Origin of the sequence: Caballeronia glebae, from assembly GCF_001545035.1 — a bacterium.
GTDB lineage: Bacteria > Pseudomonadota > Gammaproteobacteria > Burkholderiales > Burkholderiaceae > Caballeronia > Caballeronia glebae.
Genome location: NZ_FCOJ02000001.1, coordinates 224629 through 241960 on the forward strand (window position 1 = coordinate 224629; position 17332 = coordinate 241960).

General features: G+C 63.8%; 23 protein-coding genes. 15 read left to right on the top strand and 8 right to left on the bottom strand.

Going from position 1 to position 17332, the window contains the following annotated elements; all coding sequences use genetic code 11:
• Positions 1-101 precede the first annotated feature (101 nt).
• A complete protein-coding gene (locus AWB82_RS01050) occupies positions 102-1517 on the top strand; it encodes an aminotransferase-like domain-containing protein (protein ID WP_086964925.1) in 1416 nt (471 codons plus the stop codon).
• A 46-nt stretch (positions 1518-1563) separates the two neighbouring features.
• On the opposite strand, the gene AWB82_RS01055 is transcribed toward AWB82_RS01050, so the two are convergent.
• From AWB82_RS01055 to AWB82_RS01075, 5 genes are all read right to left on the bottom strand, one after another.
• Positions 1564-1824, bottom strand: a complete 261-nt coding sequence (locus AWB82_RS01055) for a hypothetical protein (protein WP_086964928.1) — start codon at positions 1822-1824, stop codon at positions 1564-1566.
• A gap of 192 nt (positions 1825-2016) precedes the next feature.
• Complete coding sequence (locus tag AWB82_RS01060) at positions 2017-2706, bottom strand: H-NS histone family protein (protein WP_086964930.1); 690 nt, start codon at positions 2704-2706, stop codon at positions 2017-2019.
• A gap of 157 nt (positions 2707-2863) precedes the next feature.
• Positions 2864-3643 (bottom strand): ABC transporter substrate-binding protein, encoded by a 780-nt coding sequence (locus AWB82_RS01065; RefSeq protein ID WP_086964932.1) that lies wholly within the window; start codon positions 3641-3643, stop codon positions 2864-2866.
• A gap of 151 nt (positions 3644-3794) precedes the next feature.
• Complete coding sequence (locus AWB82_RS01070) at positions 3795-4199, bottom strand: Hsp20/alpha crystallin family protein (RefSeq protein ID WP_086964933.1); 405 nt, start codon at positions 4197-4199, stop codon at positions 3795-3797.
• A gap of 13 nt (positions 4200-4212) precedes the next feature.
• Positions 4213-4647 (bottom strand): Hsp20/alpha crystallin family protein, encoded by a 435-nt coding sequence (locus AWB82_RS01075; RefSeq protein ID WP_086964935.1) that lies wholly within the window; start codon positions 4645-4647, stop codon positions 4213-4215.
• 315 nt (positions 4648-4962) lie between these two features.
• Between AWB82_RS01075 and AWB82_RS01080 the strand changes: the two genes are divergently transcribed.
• Both AWB82_RS01080 and AWB82_RS01085 read left to right on the top strand, forming a co-directional pair.
• A complete protein-coding gene (locus AWB82_RS01080) occupies positions 4963-5151 on the top strand; it encodes a DUF2970 domain-containing protein (RefSeq protein WP_086965186.1) in 189 nt (62 codons plus the stop codon).
• A gap of 70 nt (positions 5152-5221) precedes the next feature.
• Entirely contained in the window at positions 5222-6205 is a 984-nt protein-coding gene (locus tag AWB82_RS01085) for a 2-dehydropantoate 2-reductase (protein WP_086965188.1), read from the top strand.
• Positions 6206-6212: 7 nt separating this feature from the next.
• On the opposite strand, the gene AWB82_RS01090 is transcribed toward AWB82_RS01085, so the two are convergent.
• Positions 6213-7418, bottom strand: coding sequence for an NAD(P)/FAD-dependent oxidoreductase (locus tag AWB82_RS01090; RefSeq protein WP_086964937.1), 1206 nt, complete (start codon positions 7416-7418; stop codon positions 6213-6215).
• A 282-nt stretch (positions 7419-7700) separates the two neighbouring features.
• Here AWB82_RS01090 and AWB82_RS01095 point away from each other — a divergent pair, with 282 nt between their 5' ends.
• Together AWB82_RS01095 and AWB82_RS01100 are read left to right on the top strand one after the other, a co-directional pair.
• On the top strand, positions 7701-8087 hold the full coding sequence (locus AWB82_RS01095; RefSeq protein ID WP_086964939.1) for a nucleotide pyrophosphohydrolase: 387 nt from the start codon (positions 7701-7703) through the stop codon (positions 8085-8087).
• 81 nt (positions 8088-8168) lie between these two features.
• Positions 8169-9347, top strand: a complete 1179-nt coding sequence (locus tag AWB82_RS01100) for an acyl-CoA dehydrogenase family protein (RefSeq protein ID WP_086964941.1) — start codon at positions 8169-8171, stop codon at positions 9345-9347.
• An 11-nt stretch (positions 9348-9358) separates the two neighbouring features.
• Here AWB82_RS01100 and AWB82_RS01105 read toward each other — a convergent pair whose 3' ends face one another.
• Positions 9359-9610: a DUF4148 domain-containing protein gene (locus AWB82_RS01105; RefSeq protein ID WP_086964943.1), complete on the bottom strand. Its 252-nt coding sequence runs from the start codon at positions 9608-9610 to the stop codon at positions 9359-9361.
• A gap of 203 nt (positions 9611-9813) precedes the next feature.
• Here AWB82_RS01105 and AWB82_RS01110 point away from each other — a divergent pair, with 203 nt between their 5' ends.
• The 5 genes from AWB82_RS01110 to AWB82_RS01130 all read left to right on the top strand — a co-directional run bounded on the left by AWB82_RS01110 (position 9814) and on the right by AWB82_RS01130 (position 13766).
• Entirely contained in the window at positions 9814-10851 is a 1038-nt protein-coding gene (locus AWB82_RS01110; protein WP_235023119.1) for a M14 family zinc carboxypeptidase, read from the top strand.
• Positions 10848-11642: an alpha/beta fold hydrolase gene (locus tag AWB82_RS01115; protein WP_086964947.1), complete on the top strand. Its 795-nt coding sequence runs from the start codon at positions 10848-10850 to the stop codon at positions 11640-11642. The genes AWB82_RS01110 and AWB82_RS01115 overlap by 4 nt, the downstream gene beginning before the upstream one ends.
• On the top strand, positions 11639-12169 hold the full coding sequence (locus AWB82_RS01120; protein WP_235023120.1) for a cupin domain-containing protein: 531 nt from the start codon (positions 11639-11641) through the stop codon (positions 12167-12169). The genes AWB82_RS01115 and AWB82_RS01120 overlap by 4 nt, the downstream gene beginning before the upstream one ends.
• Positions 12170-12478: 309 nt before the next feature.
• Positions 12479-12718 (top strand): hypothetical protein, encoded by a 240-nt coding sequence (locus tag AWB82_RS01125; RefSeq protein WP_086965192.1) that lies wholly within the window; start codon positions 12479-12481, stop codon positions 12716-12718.
• Positions 12719-12872: 154 nt separating this feature from the next.
• Positions 12873-13766 (top strand): GNAT family N-acetyltransferase, encoded by an 894-nt coding sequence (locus AWB82_RS01130; protein ID WP_235023121.1) that lies wholly within the window; start codon positions 12873-12875, stop codon positions 13764-13766.
• Positions 13767-13782: 16 nt separating this feature from the next.
• On the opposite strand, the gene AWB82_RS01135 is transcribed toward AWB82_RS01130, so the two are convergent.
• Complete coding sequence (locus tag AWB82_RS01135; protein ID WP_086964951.1) at positions 13783-13977, bottom strand: DUF1059 domain-containing protein; 195 nt, start codon at positions 13975-13977, stop codon at positions 13783-13785.
• Positions 13978-14101: 124 nt separating this feature from the next.
• Between AWB82_RS01135 and nthA the strand changes: the two genes are divergently transcribed.
• Genes nthA through AWB82_RS01160 form a run of 5 tightly spaced genes read left to right on the top strand, consistent with a single transcriptional unit; the run spans position 14102 to position 17332 of the window.
• Positions 14102-14749: a nitrile hydratase subunit alpha gene (gene nthA, locus AWB82_RS01140; protein WP_086964953.1), complete on the top strand. Its 648-nt coding sequence runs from the start codon at positions 14102-14104 to the stop codon at positions 14747-14749.
• Complete coding sequence (nthB, locus tag AWB82_RS01145) at positions 14746-15420, top strand: nitrile hydratase subunit beta (protein ID WP_086964955.1); 675 nt, start codon at positions 14746-14748, stop codon at positions 15418-15420. The genes nthA and nthB overlap by 4 nt, the downstream gene beginning before the upstream one ends.
• Position 15421: 1 nt before the next feature.
• The gene (locus AWB82_RS01150) at positions 15422-16225 is read left to right on the top strand and encodes a nitrile hydratase accessory protein (RefSeq protein ID WP_086964957.1); all 804 of its coding nucleotides are present in this window, start codon (positions 15422-15424) and stop codon (positions 16223-16225) included.
• A gap of 22 nt (positions 16226-16247) precedes the next feature.
• Complete coding sequence (locus AWB82_RS01155) at positions 16248-16634, top strand: tautomerase family protein (RefSeq protein ID WP_086964959.1); 387 nt, start codon at positions 16248-16250, stop codon at positions 16632-16634.
• Positions 16631-17332 (top strand): 4'-phosphopantetheinyl transferase family protein, encoded by a 702-nt coding sequence (locus AWB82_RS01160; protein WP_086964961.1) that lies wholly within the window; start codon positions 16631-16633, stop codon positions 17330-17332. Before AWB82_RS01155 ends, AWB82_RS01160 begins: the two co-directional genes overlap by 4 nt.

Genomic DNA, 17332 nt, shown 5'->3' on the forward strand with positions numbered 1-17332 from the left:
TGCGCGGCATAGACAGTTGCTTTACTGCGCTGCTAACTGTGCTGGCAAAATGCTGAAAACTGTATTGGTCGGCGCGCTTTGGCCGCGCTATTCTCGAAGCCATGATCGAGCTGAAATTGGAGCGCGGCGCGCGGCAGGCGCCGACGCTCGTCGAACAACTGGTGCGCGCCTTCTCCTCGGCCATCGAGGAGCAGACGCTGCGCGCGGGCGCGCTTCTGCCATCGGTGCGGCGTCTCGCCGAGGCCGAGCGTCTCAGCACGTTCACCGTGACGGAAGCGTATGGCAGGCTCGTGTCGATGGGCCTCGTCACGGCGCGACGCGGCTCGGGTTATCGCGTGGCCGTGCGTGGGAGCCGCGAGCGCGTGCGGGCCGTCGTGTGGCAACCGCCGAGTCTCACCGCGACGTGGCTTTTGTCGGACGTATTCGCCGATCATTCCGTGCCGATCAAGTCTGGCTGCGGTTGGCTGCCGAACGAATGGATCAACGAGAGCGGTCTGCAACACGCGTTGCGCGCGGTGAGCCGCGTGCCGGCTGCGCGCATGGCGGATTACGGGCATCCGTATGGCTTCGCGCCGCTGCGCGAGCGGATCGCGGAGCAGATGGACCGTCACGGCTTGCCGATCGATGCCGCATCGAACGTGTTGTTGACCGCGGGCGCGACGCAGGCGCTCGATCTCATCGTGCGCACGTTGCTGCGTCCGGGCGATGCGGTCGTGGTCGAAGATCCGGGTTACTGCAATCTGCTGCAAATTCTGCGGCTCGCCGGCCTCCAGGTGCATGGCGTGCCGCGCACCGCCGCGGGCATCGATACCGACGTGTTCGAGCGCATCGTCATCGAGCATCGGCCGAAAGCGGTTTTTCTCAACACGACCTTGCAGAATCCTACGGGCGCGACTTTCGGCATGGCGTCGGCGTTTCGCCTGATGCAGATTGCGGAGCGTCACGGTCTTTGGGTCGTCGAGGACGATGTGAACCGTGAACTCGCCGCGCCCGGCGCACCCTTGCTCGCGGCGATGGAGGGGCTTAGCCGCGTGCTCTATGTCGGCGGCTTCGCGAAGACGATCACGCCCGCATTGCGTTGCGGCTATGTCATCGCGGAGCGCGATGTGTTGCGCGAACTGGCGCGCACGAAGATGGCCGTCGGGCTGACGTCATCGGAGGCGACGGAGCGCATCGTCGAGAAAGTGCTGACAGAAGGGCGTTACGCGCGGCACGTCGAATTCGTCGTGGAAAAGCTTAAGGACGCGCATGCCCTCGTCGAAGAGCGCATGGACGGGCTGGGCGTCGAGTTGTTCCGGCGTCCGCGTGCAGGGCTTTTCGTGTGGGGCGCGTTGCCGATCGATCCGGCCGATGAAAGCGCTGTCGCGACGCGCGCATTGGAACACGGCATATGGCTCGCGCCCGGCTCTTATTTCCGTCCGAACGATGCGCCGAGCGCATGCTTTCGATTCAACGTCCCTTATTCCGTCGACGATGCGCTTTGGACATTTCTGGAAAGAACGATTAAAGGCTTTTAAAGGGACACGACAACATACAAAGTTATCGTGTCCGTTAAACCGATATTTATTGCGCGGCCTGAGAAGAAGCGGAAGCCGAAACCTGTCCGCGCTGGACCTGCGCCGTGCGTTCGGTATTGCCGAAATCACCGCGTCCTTGTGCGGCTTCTTCCGCGGCGAAGGTTTGCGCGCTGACACCATGCTGCGAGGCAGGCGCACCGACATCGGGACGATAATGCGGCGCCGGCCCATAACCGCTTGCAAACGCCGAACCGGCGAAAACAGAACTCAATGCAATAGCAAAGCCCACTACGAGTCGCTTGTTCACGAGAACGCTCCAACGAAGATATGAGGAGATGCGGTTGTCAGGCTACGGCAACCGCAATCGGAGAAGCGAATCGTTTGCTACGAAACGCCCCCGACATGTGAACGCAGTGTAGAAGGACTGAGCCGGTTTTTAATCGCACGAAAAGCCAATTGAGTTTTCGCCGATCTCAAACAATGGGATTACGTCAGGGTTTCATACAGATGCATCGCCCGTCGTCGTCGATGCCGCTACATTCGATGCCGATGGTGACGCGCCTGCATTGTCCTGCTCGGGCGCGCTCTTGGTGTCCGATGCTGCTTTCGCCGCGCGTTTCTTTGGCGCGCTGCGTTTCGCGGCGCGCTTTGTGGCCGGTTTCGCGGCTGGTTTCGTCGCCACGGATTTCTTCGCCGCCGGCGCTGCTGCTTTCTTCTTCGCTGCGGGCGCGCTCGCCTTCGTCGTCGCGGCTTTCTTCGCCACGGTCTTTTTAGCTGCGGCTTTCTTGACTGCGACTGCGGCCTTCGGTTTGACCGCGTTCTCCGCGCTTTCCGCATCGATCAGAAACTTGCTGCGATCCTTCACATTCGCGATCCACGCAGGCGGCCGCGCCCAGCCGCTCCACGTTTCACCCGTCTTCGGATTGCGATACTTCGCGGGCAGCTTGCCTTTCTTCGCGAGCTTGTTCATCGCTTCGTGACGACCGGCCGGCGCGGGTAAGGCGACCTGCGACTTGCCCACGCGTTTGACCTTCTTGCCGTGCCGGTCGATATCCGCGGTCGTGAGACCGTGCCGTTCCATCATCGCCCGGATATCGTCGAGCACGGCTTGCGCGCGGTTCGCGATCAGCCGCTCGGCCTGCGCCTGAAGTTTTTTCAGCTTGGCCTGCATCTGTTTGAGGGTCGCCATCGCCTTCTCCTTTGTTGTTGGTTCTGTGTTTCAGTGAAGGCGCTAACCGGCGCCCAACTCTATGCTTATTGCGTGATTGCGAGTTACACGGATAACCCGCCGCCCGCGCACGAAGTTATCCGCATTGGATTGATCGTTCGCGGGCTGCGTCATCGTGTTATTCGCCGTAGATATCGAAGTCGAAGTACTTCTGCTCGATACGCTTATAGGTGCCGTCCTTGATCATCGCGGCGATGGCGCCATCGAGCTTTTCCTTCAGATCGGTGTCTTCCTTACGCAAGCCGATTGCCGTGCCCGGCCCGAAGATCGCGCTGTCTTCCAATGCGCCGCCCGCAAAGCCGTAGGGCTTGCCGCGCGGCGTATCGAGAAAGCCGCGTTCGGCCTGCACGGCGTTTTGCAGCGACGCGTCGAGGCGTCCGGCGAGCAAATCCTGATAGACCTGATCCTGATCCGCATAAGACACGACCTTCACGCCCTTCGCGCCCCAATGCGCCTTCGCATACGTTTCCTGCATCGAGCCCTGCTCGACGCCGACCGACTTGCCCGCGAGCGATTCCGCCGTCGGCTGGATGCCCGAATCGCGCTTGGCGACGAGGCGCGTGGGCACGTGAAAGAGCTTGCTGGAGAAGGCGATCTGCTTGACGCGTGCAGGCGTCATGGACATCGTGGAAAGCACGCCGTCGAACTTGCGCGATTTGAGGCCCGGAATCATGCCGTCGAATGCGTTTTCGACCCACACGCATTTCGCGTTGAGACGCCGGCACAACTCATTGCCGACATCGATGTCGAAGCCGACCAGCGTGCCGTCGGGCGCTTTCGATTCGAAAGGCGGATAACTTGCATCGACACCGAAGCGAATAGTCGACCACTCTTTTGCATGCGCTCCGATCGATACGGCCAGCATCGAACCCAACAACACCGTCAACAGCCTCTTCACGATAGTCCCTTCTTTCTATGAGTATTTGAATGTAGGCGACTTAAATCCGCCGTTGAAGATTATAGAGGCGTGCGCGTGGCGCAAAAGAAAAAACGGCCGCGAAAAAAATCGCGGCCGCTCGAAACGAACACTTATAACTTTTTTGCGGTGCTCAACCCGCGCGCACTTCAACGCGGCGCGGACGCGCTTGTTCGCGCCGCGGAATGGTGAGCCTGAGCACGCCGTTGCTGAGATTCGCGTCGATCTTCGCGGTGTCGAAATCGTCGCTTACCGTGAAGGCGCGTGCGAAACGCGGCGCGCGCAGTTCGGCGTGATGCACGCGCACCGCGCCTTGCACGGGCAATTGCGCTTCGGCTTCGATGGTGAGGCGCGAATCGTGCACCTTCACGTCGAGCTTCTCGCGCGACACGCCGGGCAGGTCGGCCCACAGCGTGATGCCCTGGCTATCCTCGACGATATCGACCGCGGGCGTCACCGTTGCGCGGCGTGCCGTGTCTTCGCTCTTGCGCGCCACTTCGTTCGTTTCTTGCGCTGCGACTTGAATGTTCTCGGACATGATGTGCTTCCTCTTACTGAATGGTGATTGCACGCGGCTTCGACGCTTCGCGCTTGCCGATGGTGATGGACAGCGTGCCGTTCTCATAGCGCGCTTCGACCTTGTCCGCGTCCGCGTTTTGCGGCAGTTCGATGACGCGGCGGAAGCTGCCCGTAAAGCGCTCCTTCGCATAGGTGCGCGCGCCTTCCGCCGTTGCCTGCGCCCGGCGCTCGCCGCTGATGGTGAGCGTGCCTTTGTCGACGGTCACTTCGAGCGATGCGGGCTCGACGCCCGGCGCGAACGCGACGATATGAATCGCATCGTCCGTGCTGCCGATGTTCAGGCGAGGGAAAGCATCCGCGCGGCTCGAACGCATGCTGGAAGGAAGGTTGCCGAAGAGCGAAGACACCTGCCGTTGCATGCGGTCCAGTTCAGAGAAAACATCGCCGCCAAAATAAAAGTCACTCATGGTCCAGTCTCCGATAGTGCGGCCAAGGAGGCCTGCAGCAGGATTGAAACGACAGCGCGGTTGTCGCCGTCCTTGCATTCAAGGTAGGTGCGAAGGCTATCGTTTCAATACCGGAGAGCTATGTTTCAAGCGCGATTTATTTTCGCGAGGCGGGACTTGAAGGACGTCGAAACGCTCTTACATCCGTTCGAATGTGCTCCGTGCACGCCAATCTGCTACCGCCGAATACACCGCAACTGCTGCTGTTTTTCATGCGGCGCGGCGGGCATCATCGACTTGTGAAAGGTCGAGATGAAACAGGCGAAGGAGCCGCTCATGGAACTCTTGAAGATGATGCGCATCGTGCTTTGGAGCTTTTTCGGCGTGCGCAAGCGCGCGTCGCATAACGCCGATTTCGCGCAGGTGAAACTGCCGCTCTTGCCGATCATCGCGGTAATGCTCGCGGGCGCATTCGGATTGACGCTGCTGACGGTCGCGAAGCTCGCCACGAATATCGCTCACTGACGGCGCGACGCGCATGGCGTCCCGCTCTTACAATGGCGATCGGATGATTGCCACGAGCGAGGATCGAACGATGAAAGTATGCGTTTATGGCGCGGGCGCCATCGGTGGCTGGATCGGCGTGAAGCTCGCGCAGGCGGGCTGCGATGTCGGCGTGGTCGCGCGCGGGGCCACGCTCGATGCGCTGAAGAGGGACGGGCTGCGGCTCGTCGAAAAGGACGCGACGCATATCGTGAAGGTCGCGGCGAGCGCCGAACCCGCGGATCTCGGCGCGCAGGATCTCGTCGTCGTGGCGGTGAAGGCGCCTGCGATGGAATCCGTCGCCGCGCATATCGCGCCGCTGCTGTCGAATGAAACCACCGTGCTCACCGCGATGAACGGCGTGCCCTGGTGGTTCTGCGACGGCCTCGGCGAACCCTTCACGGGCAAGCGCCTTTCGTCCGTCGATCCGCACGGCAACATCGCCGTTGCGATCCCGGGCGCGCAGACGGTCGGCTGCGTGGTCCATGCGAGTTGCTTCGTCGAAGCGCCGGGCGTCATCCGGCATCATCAGGGCAAGGGATTGATTCTCGGCGAGGCAACGGGCGCACCGAGCGCGCGCACCGAGGCGCTCGTCTCGCTCTTCTCGAAGGCGGGCTTCGACGCCACGCTCTCGCAGCAGATCCAGCGCGACGTCTGGTTCAAGCTGTGGGGCAACATGACGATGAACCCCATCAGCGCCATCACCGGCGCGACCACTGACCGCATTCTGAGCGACGATCTCGTGCGCGGCTTTGTCACGAACGTGATGCGCGAGGCGAAGGAAATTGGCGCGCGCTTCGGCATTCCCATCGAACAGGAACCGGAAGATCGCCACGCCGTGACGCTCAAGCTCGGTGCGATGAAAACCTCGATGTTGCAGGACGTTCAGGCGGGCAAGGCGGTCGAGCTCGATGCGCTCGTCGCGTCGGTGCGCGAACTGGGCGCGATGACCGGCGTGCCGACGCCGTTTACCGATGCCCTGCTCGGACTCGCGCGCCTGCACGCCCGCACGCTGGGACTTTACCCGGCGGCGTGAAGCCGCATTACGCCACCACGACCCGCCGCGGGTCCGCAGCCGCGAACGCTTCGGCCCGCTCCGCGCTCGGCGGATAAATCCACTCGCTGTTGATCTGCGTCTTCAGCGCCTTCGCCTGCGCGCCCGACATCTTCACTTCGCGCTCCCAGCCTTCCGTATAGACCGCGCCCCAGGGGCCGAGATCGAGACACGTCACGTATTTCGGCTGGCTGTACGGAAGCGGCGCATCGCCCAGCAGGTCCGCCGCGACGTTGTTGCCGGCCGAGCGGCCGAGGGCCATCGCGTGCTGGCAGGACATCGCCGCGTGGTTGCCTTCGTCGTCGGTGGCGGCGTAGGCGACATCGCCCGTCGCGTAGACCGTGTCGACGCCTAGCACGCGCAAATTGCGATCCACATGCAGGCGGCCCAGCGCGTCGCGCTCGGCGGGAATCTGCGCGGTCAGCGCACTGGCGCGCGCGCCGGCCGTCCAGATCACGGTACTCGACTCGACGCGTTCGCCATTCGACGTGGTGAGGCCGCCCGCATCGACGGATGTCACCGCCGCGCCGAGCCGCCACTCCACGCCGAGCGATTCGAGCGCCTCGACGATCACCGGACGCGGACCCGCGCCGAGATCCGGACCGATCTCCTCGTTGCGCTCGACGATAACGACGCGCACGTTGGCGTTCTGGCCGAGCGCCGCGCGCAGACGCGCAGGCATTTCCGCCGCTGTTTCGATGCCCGTGAAGCCGCCGCCCGCGACGACCACCGTGTTGCGCGCGACGCTCTCGGGTTGCGTCGCGAGACGCTTGATGTGCGCTTCGAGCGCGGCGGCTTCATCGACCTGATCGACGCTGAAAGTGTGTTCGGCGAGTCCCGGAATCTGCGGGCGGAACAGGCGGCTGCCGGCTGCCAGAACGAGCCGGTCGTAGTTCAGCATCGACGGCGTGCCTTGAGCGTCGACCATGTCGACCTCGTTGCGCTCGACGTGGATACGCTCCACGGTGCCCTGAATGAACCGCACGCCGGTGGACGCGAAGATGTCCAGCAGCGGCGCTTTCATGCCCGCGGCGTTTTCTTCATACAGACGCGGACGCACATGCAGATGCGGCTCCGGCGCGATCAGCACGACTTCGATATCGGTCCTGCCGTGCTGATCGATGAGACGCGCGGCGGACAAGGCGCTCCACATGCCGGCGAAGCCGGCTCCGATTACCAGAATGCGCTTGGACATTTCGATGCTCCTTGAAATTCGATATTGGGGTCGATGGATCGACGGTGGTCGTCGTGATCTCTTAACTACGATTCTATGAATCGTAGTTAATTCGCGCAAGAAATTTACCTGACATGTCACACAATGTCTCGAATTCGCGAGATCGGGACCCACAGATGCGAATTCCGGACATCGCGTGGCCGATCTGAGACCGAACGAGGCGTAGTTGTGGGCGCGTCGATCCGGAGGACGCCATCGCGTTAAGCTATGCGACGCGTGCAACGAAACCGTCAGAGGAAGCTCATGGAGCAACAGAATCAACAGGAACACGAACGCGCGAGCGAACTCGTCCAGATGCGCGACATGCTGCGCGAGTTTGTCCGCGAGCGGGACTGGAGCCGGTTTCATTCGCCGAAGAATCTGGCTGCGGCGCTGTCAGTCGAGGCAAGCGAGTTGCTCGAACCGTTCACGTGGCTCGCCAGCGGCGACAAGTCCGAGCTCGATGAAGCGAAATTGCAAGCGATTCGGCACGAAATGGCGGACGTGCTCGCCTATCTCGTGATGCTCGCCGACTCGCTCGACGTCGATCTGCATCGCGCGCTGATCGAGAAGATGGCGCTGAACCGGTCGAAGTATCCCGCGCACAAAGTGAAGGGCGACGCGCGCAAATACACCGAATACGACGAGTGAATCGCGGGCCAACGCCACTGGCGCGCGATGCGTCCGCGCGGTTAAGCTTGGCGTTCAGCCCGTTCCCTTAGAGGATTGTCGATGGACTTTTCGCTTTCACCGGAGTTGACCGATCTGCAGGCGCGCGTGCGCGCTTTCATCGCTGAAGAAATCATGCCTTTCGAGCGCGATCCGCGCTGCACGCCGCATGGCCCGAATGAGGCGCTACGTGCCGAGTTGATCGCGAAGGGGCGCGCGGCGCGGCTGTTGTCGAGCCACGTATCGCCTGAATTCGGCGGCCTAGGGCTGAGTCACGTGGCCAAGGCCATTCTGTTCGAGGAGGCGGGCTATTCGCCGCTCGGTCCCGTCGCGCTGAACATCGCCGCGCCCGACGAAGGGAACATGCATCTTCTTGAAGCCATCGCCACGCCGCAGCAAAAGGAACGCTGGCTGCGCCCGCTCGCGGCGGGCGCGATTCGCTCGTGCTTCTGCATGACCGAGCCGCCGCCGGGCGCGGGCGCCGATCCCGCGATGCTGCAGACGATCGCCGTGCAGGACGGCGACGACTACGTCATCGATGGACAAAAATGGTTCATCACGGGCGCGCATGGCGCGGCGGTCGCGATCATCATGGCGAAGTTCGCCGACGGCCCCGCGACGATGTTTCTCGCCGATATGTCGAGCCCCGGCATCGTGATCGAGCGCGCGATGGATTCGCTCGATACGTGCTTTCCCGGCGGCCACGGCGTCGTGCGCTTCGAGGGCCTGCGCGTGCCGAAGGAAAACGTTTTGGGCGAGCGGGGTGAAGGCTTTCGCTATGCGCAAGTGCGGCTATCGCCGGCGCGTCTCACGCATTGCATGCGCTGGCTCGGCGCCGCGCGGCGCGCACACGATGTCGCGACGGCGCACGCGCGCCAACGTCAGGCGTTCGGCAAGGCATTGGGCGAGCACGAGGGCGTCGGCTTCATGCTCGCGGACAACGAAATGGACCTGCACGTGACGCGCCTCGCGATCTGGCATTGCGCGTGGGTGCTCGATCAGGGCGTGCTCGGCAAGCACGAATCGAGCATCGCGAAGGTGGTGTCGTCGGAGGCGCTGTGGCGCGTCGTCGACCGCTCGGTGCAGGTGCTGGGCGGGCAGGGCGTCACGCACGAAACCGTCGTCGCGCGAATTTTCGCGGACATGCGCGCGTTCCGGATCTACGACGGTCCGTCGGAAGTGCATCGCTGGAGCATCGCGCGGCGCATTTTGCGCGGACCGAAGCCGCGCGAATCAGCCTGACGAATGCCGCATCACTGCACGGTGGTATCGCCGCGAGCTTGCCGTTGCGCGATGATACGGCTCGCGCGCATGGCATTCTCGGGATAGTTCAGCCAGTCATTCGGATCGTAGCCGACCGAGCGCCACAGCAGAAATTCCTGCCGGACCTGGGCGCGCGTTTTCGGCGCGTTCGGATCGGAGGATTGCGCTTGCGGTTGCGCGAGCGCGGAGGCGGCGCAACACAGAGCGAGCGCGCCGAGGATGATGCGGGAAATGGATGTCATGACGAATACCTCATACCGCTTGGCACGGTTATTTGATTCTAGGTGACAGAACGAAAACGCGCAGAACACGTTTGTTCGTGTCCGGCACGTCGCGTTTCGCACGTGCCGCGCGATGTTCGATATGTCGTGTACTGACCGATCGCCCTATACTCGATGCCTTCGGGCGGGGCGTTCCACGAAGCGCAGACAAACAGGCCGCAGTCATGAGCACGTCGAGTGTTGCCATCACCAGCAGTTTTCCGGAGATGGACGAACTGAACGCGATTCGCGTCGCTGGTGGCGCGCGTTTCGCGTGGCGCACGATCGGCGAAGCGCGCGCCCGCGAGCATGCGTTTCCGATCCTGACCGCGACGATCGGCTCGGACGATCCGCACGCGCCCGCTATCGGCTTTTTCGGCGGCGTGCACGGGCTCGAATGCATCGGCACGCAACTCGTGCTCGAATACATGCGCGCGCTGTTGCGCCGGCTCGAATGGGACGACACGCTGCATCATCAACTGCGCGCGATCCGGCTCATCTTCATGCCGATCGTCAATCCCGGCGGCATGTTCGCACGCACCCGCGCAAATCCGAACGGTGTCGATCTGATGCGCAACGCGCCGCAAAGCGCCGAGGGACGCGTGCCGTTTCTCGCGGGCGGGCAGCGCATCGGGCCGTGGCTGCCGTGGTATCGCGGACCCGTCGATGGCCGTATGGAAGTGGAGAGCGCGGCGCTGCTTTCGGTCGTCGAGGAAGAGTTGATGTCGCGGCCGCTGAGCTTCGCGCTCGACTGTCATTCGGGCTTCGGCTGGGACGACAGCATCTGGTTTCCGTACGCGCGCACCGAGCGGCAGATGGCGCATCTGCCCGAAATGTTTCTGCTGAAGACGATGTTCGAGGAGTCGTATCCGCATCATGGCTATGCGTTCGAGCCGCAGAGCCATCAATACCTGTTGCACGGCGACCTGTGGGATTTCGCATACGACCGCGCGCGCGCACCCAACATCTTTCTGCCGATGACGCTCGAACTCGGCTCGTGGCGCTGGATTCGAAAAAACCCGATGCAACTGTTCTCGCGTCTCGGCATCTTCAATCCGATCAAGGCGCATCGCACGCGGCGCGTGTTGCGGCGTCATCCGAACTTCTTCGATTTCCTCACGCGCGCCGCGTTCTCGTCGCGCCGCTGGCTGCCGAGCGGCGAATTCCGCGAGGACGTGTTGCGCCGCGCACGCGCGCACTGGCAGCGCACGGGCCTGCGATGAGCCAGTGGATTCTTCTGCGCGGCCTCACGCGCGAAGCGCATCACTGGGGCGTGTTCGATGCGGCGCTCGTGGCGCATGGGCTCGTCGGCGCGGGCGAGCGCGCGATGTGCATCGATCTGCCGGGCAACGGCGTCGAGCATGCGCATGCGGCGCCGCTTTCCGTCATCGCGATGATGTCGTTCGTGCGTGAGCGCGCCGTCGCGCTGAACGTGCGCATGCCGTGCCGCGTGCTCGCGATGTCGCTCGGCGCGATGGTCGCCACCGCGTGGGCCGAACGTCATCCCGGCGAGATCGAGCGGCTCGTGCTGATCAACACCAGCATGCGTCCGTTCGCGCGCACGACCGAACGCCTGCGTCCCGCGGCATGGCCGACGCTCGCTCGCGTCGCGAGAACGTGGACGCGACCCGAACGATGCGAAGCGCTGATTCACGACCTCACGTGCAATCGTGTGGACGCGCGCGACGCGGATATCGCGCAGTGGACGCATTTTCGGCGCACGCATGGCGCGAGCGCGGCGAATGCGCTGCGGCAACTCGCGGCGGCGGCGCGCTTTCGCGCGGGCCGCGATGCGCCGCGCTGCCCTGTGTTGCTGCTATCGTCGGCGTCGGATCGGCTCGTCGATCCGATATGTTCCGTGCGCATCGCGACGCAATGGCGCGCCTCGCACGCGGTACATCCGTGGGCGGGGCACGATCTGCCTCACGACGACGCCGACTGGACGTGCAAAGCCATCGCCGCATGGCTCGACGAGCACGAAGCCGCGCGTGACATTCGCGTGACGAGCGCATGAAATCCAACTTCGACGCCAATATGAAACCGCCCATCGTCAATCTCGAAACGCTCGATCCACAACCGCTGCCGCCCGAATTTGCACCGACGGGTCCCGCCGCCGAACGTTACGCGCCACGCATCGCGCGTATCGGCGGCATGCTCGGCGCGAAGAAACTCGGCTACAGCCTCATCGTGCTCGAAGCGGGAAAGCGCGCGTTTCCGTTTCATCATCATCGCGTGAACGAGGAAATGTTCTTCGTCGTGGAAGGCGAGGGCGAAGTGCGCATCGGGCAAGAGACGCATGCGATTCGCGCGGGCGATGTCATCGCGTGTCCGCCGGGCGATTCCGAAACGGCGCATCAGATCGTCAACACGGGCGCGCAGCCGTTGCGCTACCTTGCGGTCAGCACGATGCAATCGCCCGAAGTGGTCGAGTATCCCGATACGGGCCGCCAGGCCGTTCTCGTGGTCGATGAACCGGGCGTAAAAGGCTTGCGCGCCGTGTTTCGCGCCAGCGATTCGCTGGGTTACTGGGACGGCGAGTAAAGCAGGCACGACGATGGCGCATAACCATGGCGAATAAGCATCGTCGCGGACGTCTCGCGCTTCGTTGCACGTAACGGTCACGCCTTTCATGTTGACTCCCGTAATGGGCGTGCCATTCGCGCGACGCCTTAGGGAAATCTCGTGTTGCAACGCAGCATCGCATTGCGTATGCTGTTCTAGGCGGTGGCACGGGCCGCCGCTTCATGCCTCGAACGCATGGACATGAATAATCAAACGCCGGTAAGCACAGAGCGTTTCATCGGGCGGGCCGGTAAGCATTACGGCCATCTGCTTGAGGGAGCCGCATATATGGAACTGACCACATCGTCGCAACCGACGCTGCACGTCTTTCTTCAGGAAGGCGGGTGGCATTGGGGCATTACCGTCGAACGAGCGGCGGGAGGCGGAATGAAGGTCGTCGCGTATAGCGACGAAGGCTTCGAAACCGAGGAAGAAGCGCGCGAGGACGGCGAGCATGTCCTGCGCTCGGAAGACTGGCGCTCGCGCCAAAGCTTCGGCCGCGGCGAGCGGCGTCAAGGCTGTTCCTGATCGGGCGACACACGCTCGCCCTCAACACGTTCCGCCGTTCTTGCCCCTCGTTGCACCCACGTCTCATCGCTTTTTTTCACCTGCTTTCACCTGCTTTCGCCTGCACCAGAAACGCGCGACACTAACGCACTTGCATTCCGACAAGGCGCGTCCCATGTCGTCCGTTCCCTGCCCGTTGCACGCAACACCCGCCGATCCCCGTTTCGCGATACGCCCCATGACGCCGCGCGATGTCGACATCGCGCTCGACTGGGCCGCGACCGAAGGATGGAATCCCGGTCTCGACGACGCCCGCCCGTTCTTCGCCGCCGATCCGCACGGGTTCTTCGTCGGCACGTGGGAAGGCGCGCCGGTCGGCTGCATCTCGGCGGTCGCATACGGCGATGCGTTCGGTTTCATCGGCCTCTATATCGTGTGTCCGCAATGGCGCGGCAAGGGCTTCGGCATGCGCTTGTGGAACGAAGGCATGGCGTATCTCGGCGCGCGCAACGTCGGGCTCGATGGCGTGCTCGCGCAGCAGCCCAACTATCGGAAATCCGGCTTCGTGCTCGCGTATCGAAACGTGCGATATGAGGGCGTTGCATCGGCGCACGAAGATCATGCCGATGGCGCGACGATCACCGATGCGCGAAACATTCCCTTCGATCGGTTGCTCGACTACGACACGCGTGCGTTCGCCTGCGCGCGCCCCGCGTTTCTGCGCGCGTGGCTGTCGCAGCCGCAAGAGCACGCGCGCGCACTCGCCGCGCTCGATGGCGACGCGGTGTGCGGCCTCGCCGTCATGCGGCGTTGCGGCACGGGGCACAAGATCGGTCCGCTCTTCGCCGACGATCTGAGCACGGCGCGCGCGCTCTACCGCGCGCTCGTGTGCGTTCTGCCCGGCGAGACTGTGTTCCTCGACGTGCCCGAAATCAACCCCGCGGCGGTCGCGCTCGCCGTCGAGCACGACATGCAGAGCGTTTTCGAAACGGCGCGCATGTACACGCGCGCGGCCCCGGACGTGCCGCTCGCGCATGTGTTCGGCGTGACGACCTTCGAACTCGGCTGAAACCGCCAAGCCTCGATCAGGCTGGCGGCGCGCCGTCGTGGAAGAAGGTCTTCAGTTGCGAGCGCAATTCGGGCGAATCCGTGTGCTGATGCACGGCGACGGCGTGCTGAACCGCCGCTTCCATCAGTTCGTCTTCGGTATCGGCGGATAGAGCGACGCTGCAATTCACGTCGCTCGGACACTCGCGGCAATCGATGTACTTGCGTGTCATGGCATCCTCCTCACATGAGACGCTGAATCCAGTATAGGCGGCGCGCAGCGGGGCTGCGACGACGTTTGCACGCGCGCGCACACTCCGGTAACGTGTGACGTCTGTGCCATTCGCGAGCCCGCTCATGAGCCACGATCATCCACATCATCACGATCACGATCACACCGGCAGCGCTTTGCCGGAGATGGATCTGCGCGTGCGCGCGCTCGAATCGCTGCTGGTCGAGAAAGGCTATATCGATCCGCAGGCGCTCGACGTCTTCGTCGAAACCTATGAACACAAGGTCGGGCCGCGCAACGGCGCGCGCGTCGTCGCGAAGGCGTGGCGCGATCCGGCGTTTCGCACATGGCTCTTCGACGACGCCACCGCCGCCATCGCGTCGCTCGGTTTCACCGGGCGGCAAGGCGAGCACATGGTCGCGCTGGAGAACACGGAGAACGTACATAACATGGTGGTCTGCACGCTGTGCTCGTGCTATCCGTGGTCGGTGCTCGGGCTGCCGCCTGTGTGGTACAAGTCGGCGCCGTATCGCTCGCGCGCGGTGATCGATCCGCGCGGCGTGCTGAAGGATTTCGGCGTCGAGTTGCCCGCGCAAGTCGAGTTGCGCGTGTGGGATTCGACCGCCGAAGTGCGCTATCTCGTCGTGCCGATGCGTCCGGCCGGCACGGATCATCTCGACGAAGACGCGCTCGCCGAGCTCGTCACGCGCGACTCGATGATCGGCACGGGCGTAGCGCTCGCGCCATCGCGGGCAGTGGGAGCATCGGTATGAACGCGGCGCACGACATGGGCGGCATGCAGGCGTTCGGCCCAATCGAAATCGACGCCTGCGACGCGCCGGGTGCATCGCCCTTTCATGCGGATTGGGAGCGGCGCGTGCTGGCCGTGACGCTCGCGATGGGCGCGACGGGGCAATGGAACATCGACACGTCTCGCGCGGCGCGCGAAAGCCTGCCGCCCGCGCAATATCTCAACAGCAGCTATTACGAAATCTGGTTCGAAGGCTTGAAGAAGCTGCTGATGGCCAAAGGACTCGCGAGCGCGCAAGAGATCGCGAACGGCCGTTCCGAGTCCGCCGCGAAGCCGAACGTGCGCGTGCTCAAGGCGGCGGACGTGAGCGCGGCGCTTTTGCGCGGCGCGCCGGGCGATCGGCCGGCCGCGTCGGCGGCGCGCTTCGCCGTGGGCGACGAAGTGCGCGCGAAGCTGATGAATCCGCCGACGCACACGCGTCTGCCGCGCTATTGCCGAGGCAAGGCCGGACGTATCGTCGCCGTGCGCGGCACGCACGTGTTTCCCGATGAAAACGCGCTCGGCCACGGCGAGCATCCGCAGTGGCTCTACACCGTGCGTTTCGACGCGGAGGATCTGTGGGGCGCGGACACGACCGCGTCTTCCGTGTGCGTCGATTGCTGGGAGCCTTATCTCGATGCCGCAAACGCGTGACATGACATCGAACGACAACAAATCGAAGCTGCACGAACTGCGCGCCGCGTTGCCCGAATTGCCTTTCGACGACGACGGTCCGGTGTTTCGCGCGCCATGGCAAGCGCAGGCGTTCGCGATGACGCTCGCGCTGCATGAGCGCGGCGTGTTCACGTGGAAGGAGTGGGCGCACGCGCTGAGCATCGCGATCCGGGACGCGCAGGCGGCGGGCGATCCCGATCGCGGCGACACCTACTACGCGCATTGGCTGGACGCGCTGGAACGCCTCACGGCCGAAAAGGGTTGCGTGAGCGAGGCGATGCTCGCGCGGCGGCGCGTCGAATGGGACGAAGCTGCGCGCGGCACGCCGCATGGCCAGCCGATCGTCCTGAAGCGCATGCACGGATTGCCCATCGCCACGCTCGATGCGTATCATACGGCGACCTATCGGATCGAAGCGCGGCCGGACATCGACATGAAAATCGGCGTCGCGAATGGGGCCGTGGCGTCCTTGCTCGCCGCGCACGGCGTCGAAAGCGCGGTGTTCGTCACGGCGTTCAATCCGTTCGGTCATGTACTCGCGCCAGACGAGAATGCGGCGCGCCAGCGGGCGCTGATCGAGCGCGTCGGACAGATGGGTTTGCGTGCGCTGCCGGGCGCGGGCTTCGATCCGAAGGAAGTCTGGGTGGCAGAAGCAAGCCTCCTCGCGCTCGGTGCGACCCGCGCTGCCGCCGATGCACTGATGACGGAGTTCGAGCAGAACGCGATCGTGTACGTCGATCGCGCGGGCGTGCCGCAATTGCTGCTTCATCCGGAATATCGCTGACATCATTCACGAGGAGAAACTCATGCCGCTGGTTCGCATCGATCTGCAGAAAGGCAAGGACAGCGCGTATCGCACGGCCATCGGCGATGTCGTGTACGACGCGATGCGCACGACGCTCGACGTGCCCGAGAACGATCGCTTTCAGATCGTCGCGGAGCATGGCGCGACGGACTTCATCGTCGATCGCACGTATCTCGGCATTAGCCGCACGGACGATTGCGTCGTGATCCAGGTCACGCTCAACGAAGGCCGCGACGTCGCGAAGAAAAGCGCGTTCTACAAGGCCGTCGCCGATGGCCTGCACGAAAGGCTCAAGCTGCGGCGCGAGGACGTTTTCATCAGTCTCGTCGAAGTGAAGAAGGAGAACTGGTCCTTCGGCAACGGCGAGGCGCAGTACGCACCGAAATGACCGAAGCAACGATTCCCTTCGCGCTGCGGCCGATGCCGCTGCCCGAACACACGCCGGACGACGTGCGCGTGTGGCTGCTTCCTATCGATTTTTCGGCGCCGCTCGGCAACGCGGCTTACGACGTGATGAACGCGGGCGAACGCGCGCGCGCCGCGCGCTTTTTGCGTCACGCGGATGCCGCGCGTTTCGGCGCGGTGCGGTGCGCGCTGCGGTATCTGCTCGCCGCCGAGACCGGCGACGATCCAGCGCGTCTCGTGCTCGAAGCCGGCGAGCAGGGCAGGCCGTTTCTCGCGCATCCGGACGCGCCGGATTTCAACGTGTCGCATTCGGGCGACTATGCTCTGATCGCGCTATCGCGAAAAAGGCGGGTGGGCGTCGATATCGAGGAAGCGCGCGCGGACTTTCATTGGCGCGATCTCGCTCCCTCCGTGCTGGCGGACACGGATCGCCGCGAAATCGAAGCAATGCCCGACGAAGCCGCCAGGAATCGCGTATTCTTCGACTGCTGGACGGCGAAGGAAGCGGTGCTGAAGGCGCACGGCGTCGGCATCGGCGGAACGAATCTCGCCATGCACCGCTTTTCGGTTCTGCCTCGCGAAGGCGTTCGCTATGCGCTCACGCGCGACGCGGGCGCGTTCGACGCGGTTTCGCTCATCGCGCCCGAAGCATACGCAGCCGCGCTCGCCTGGTCATATTGA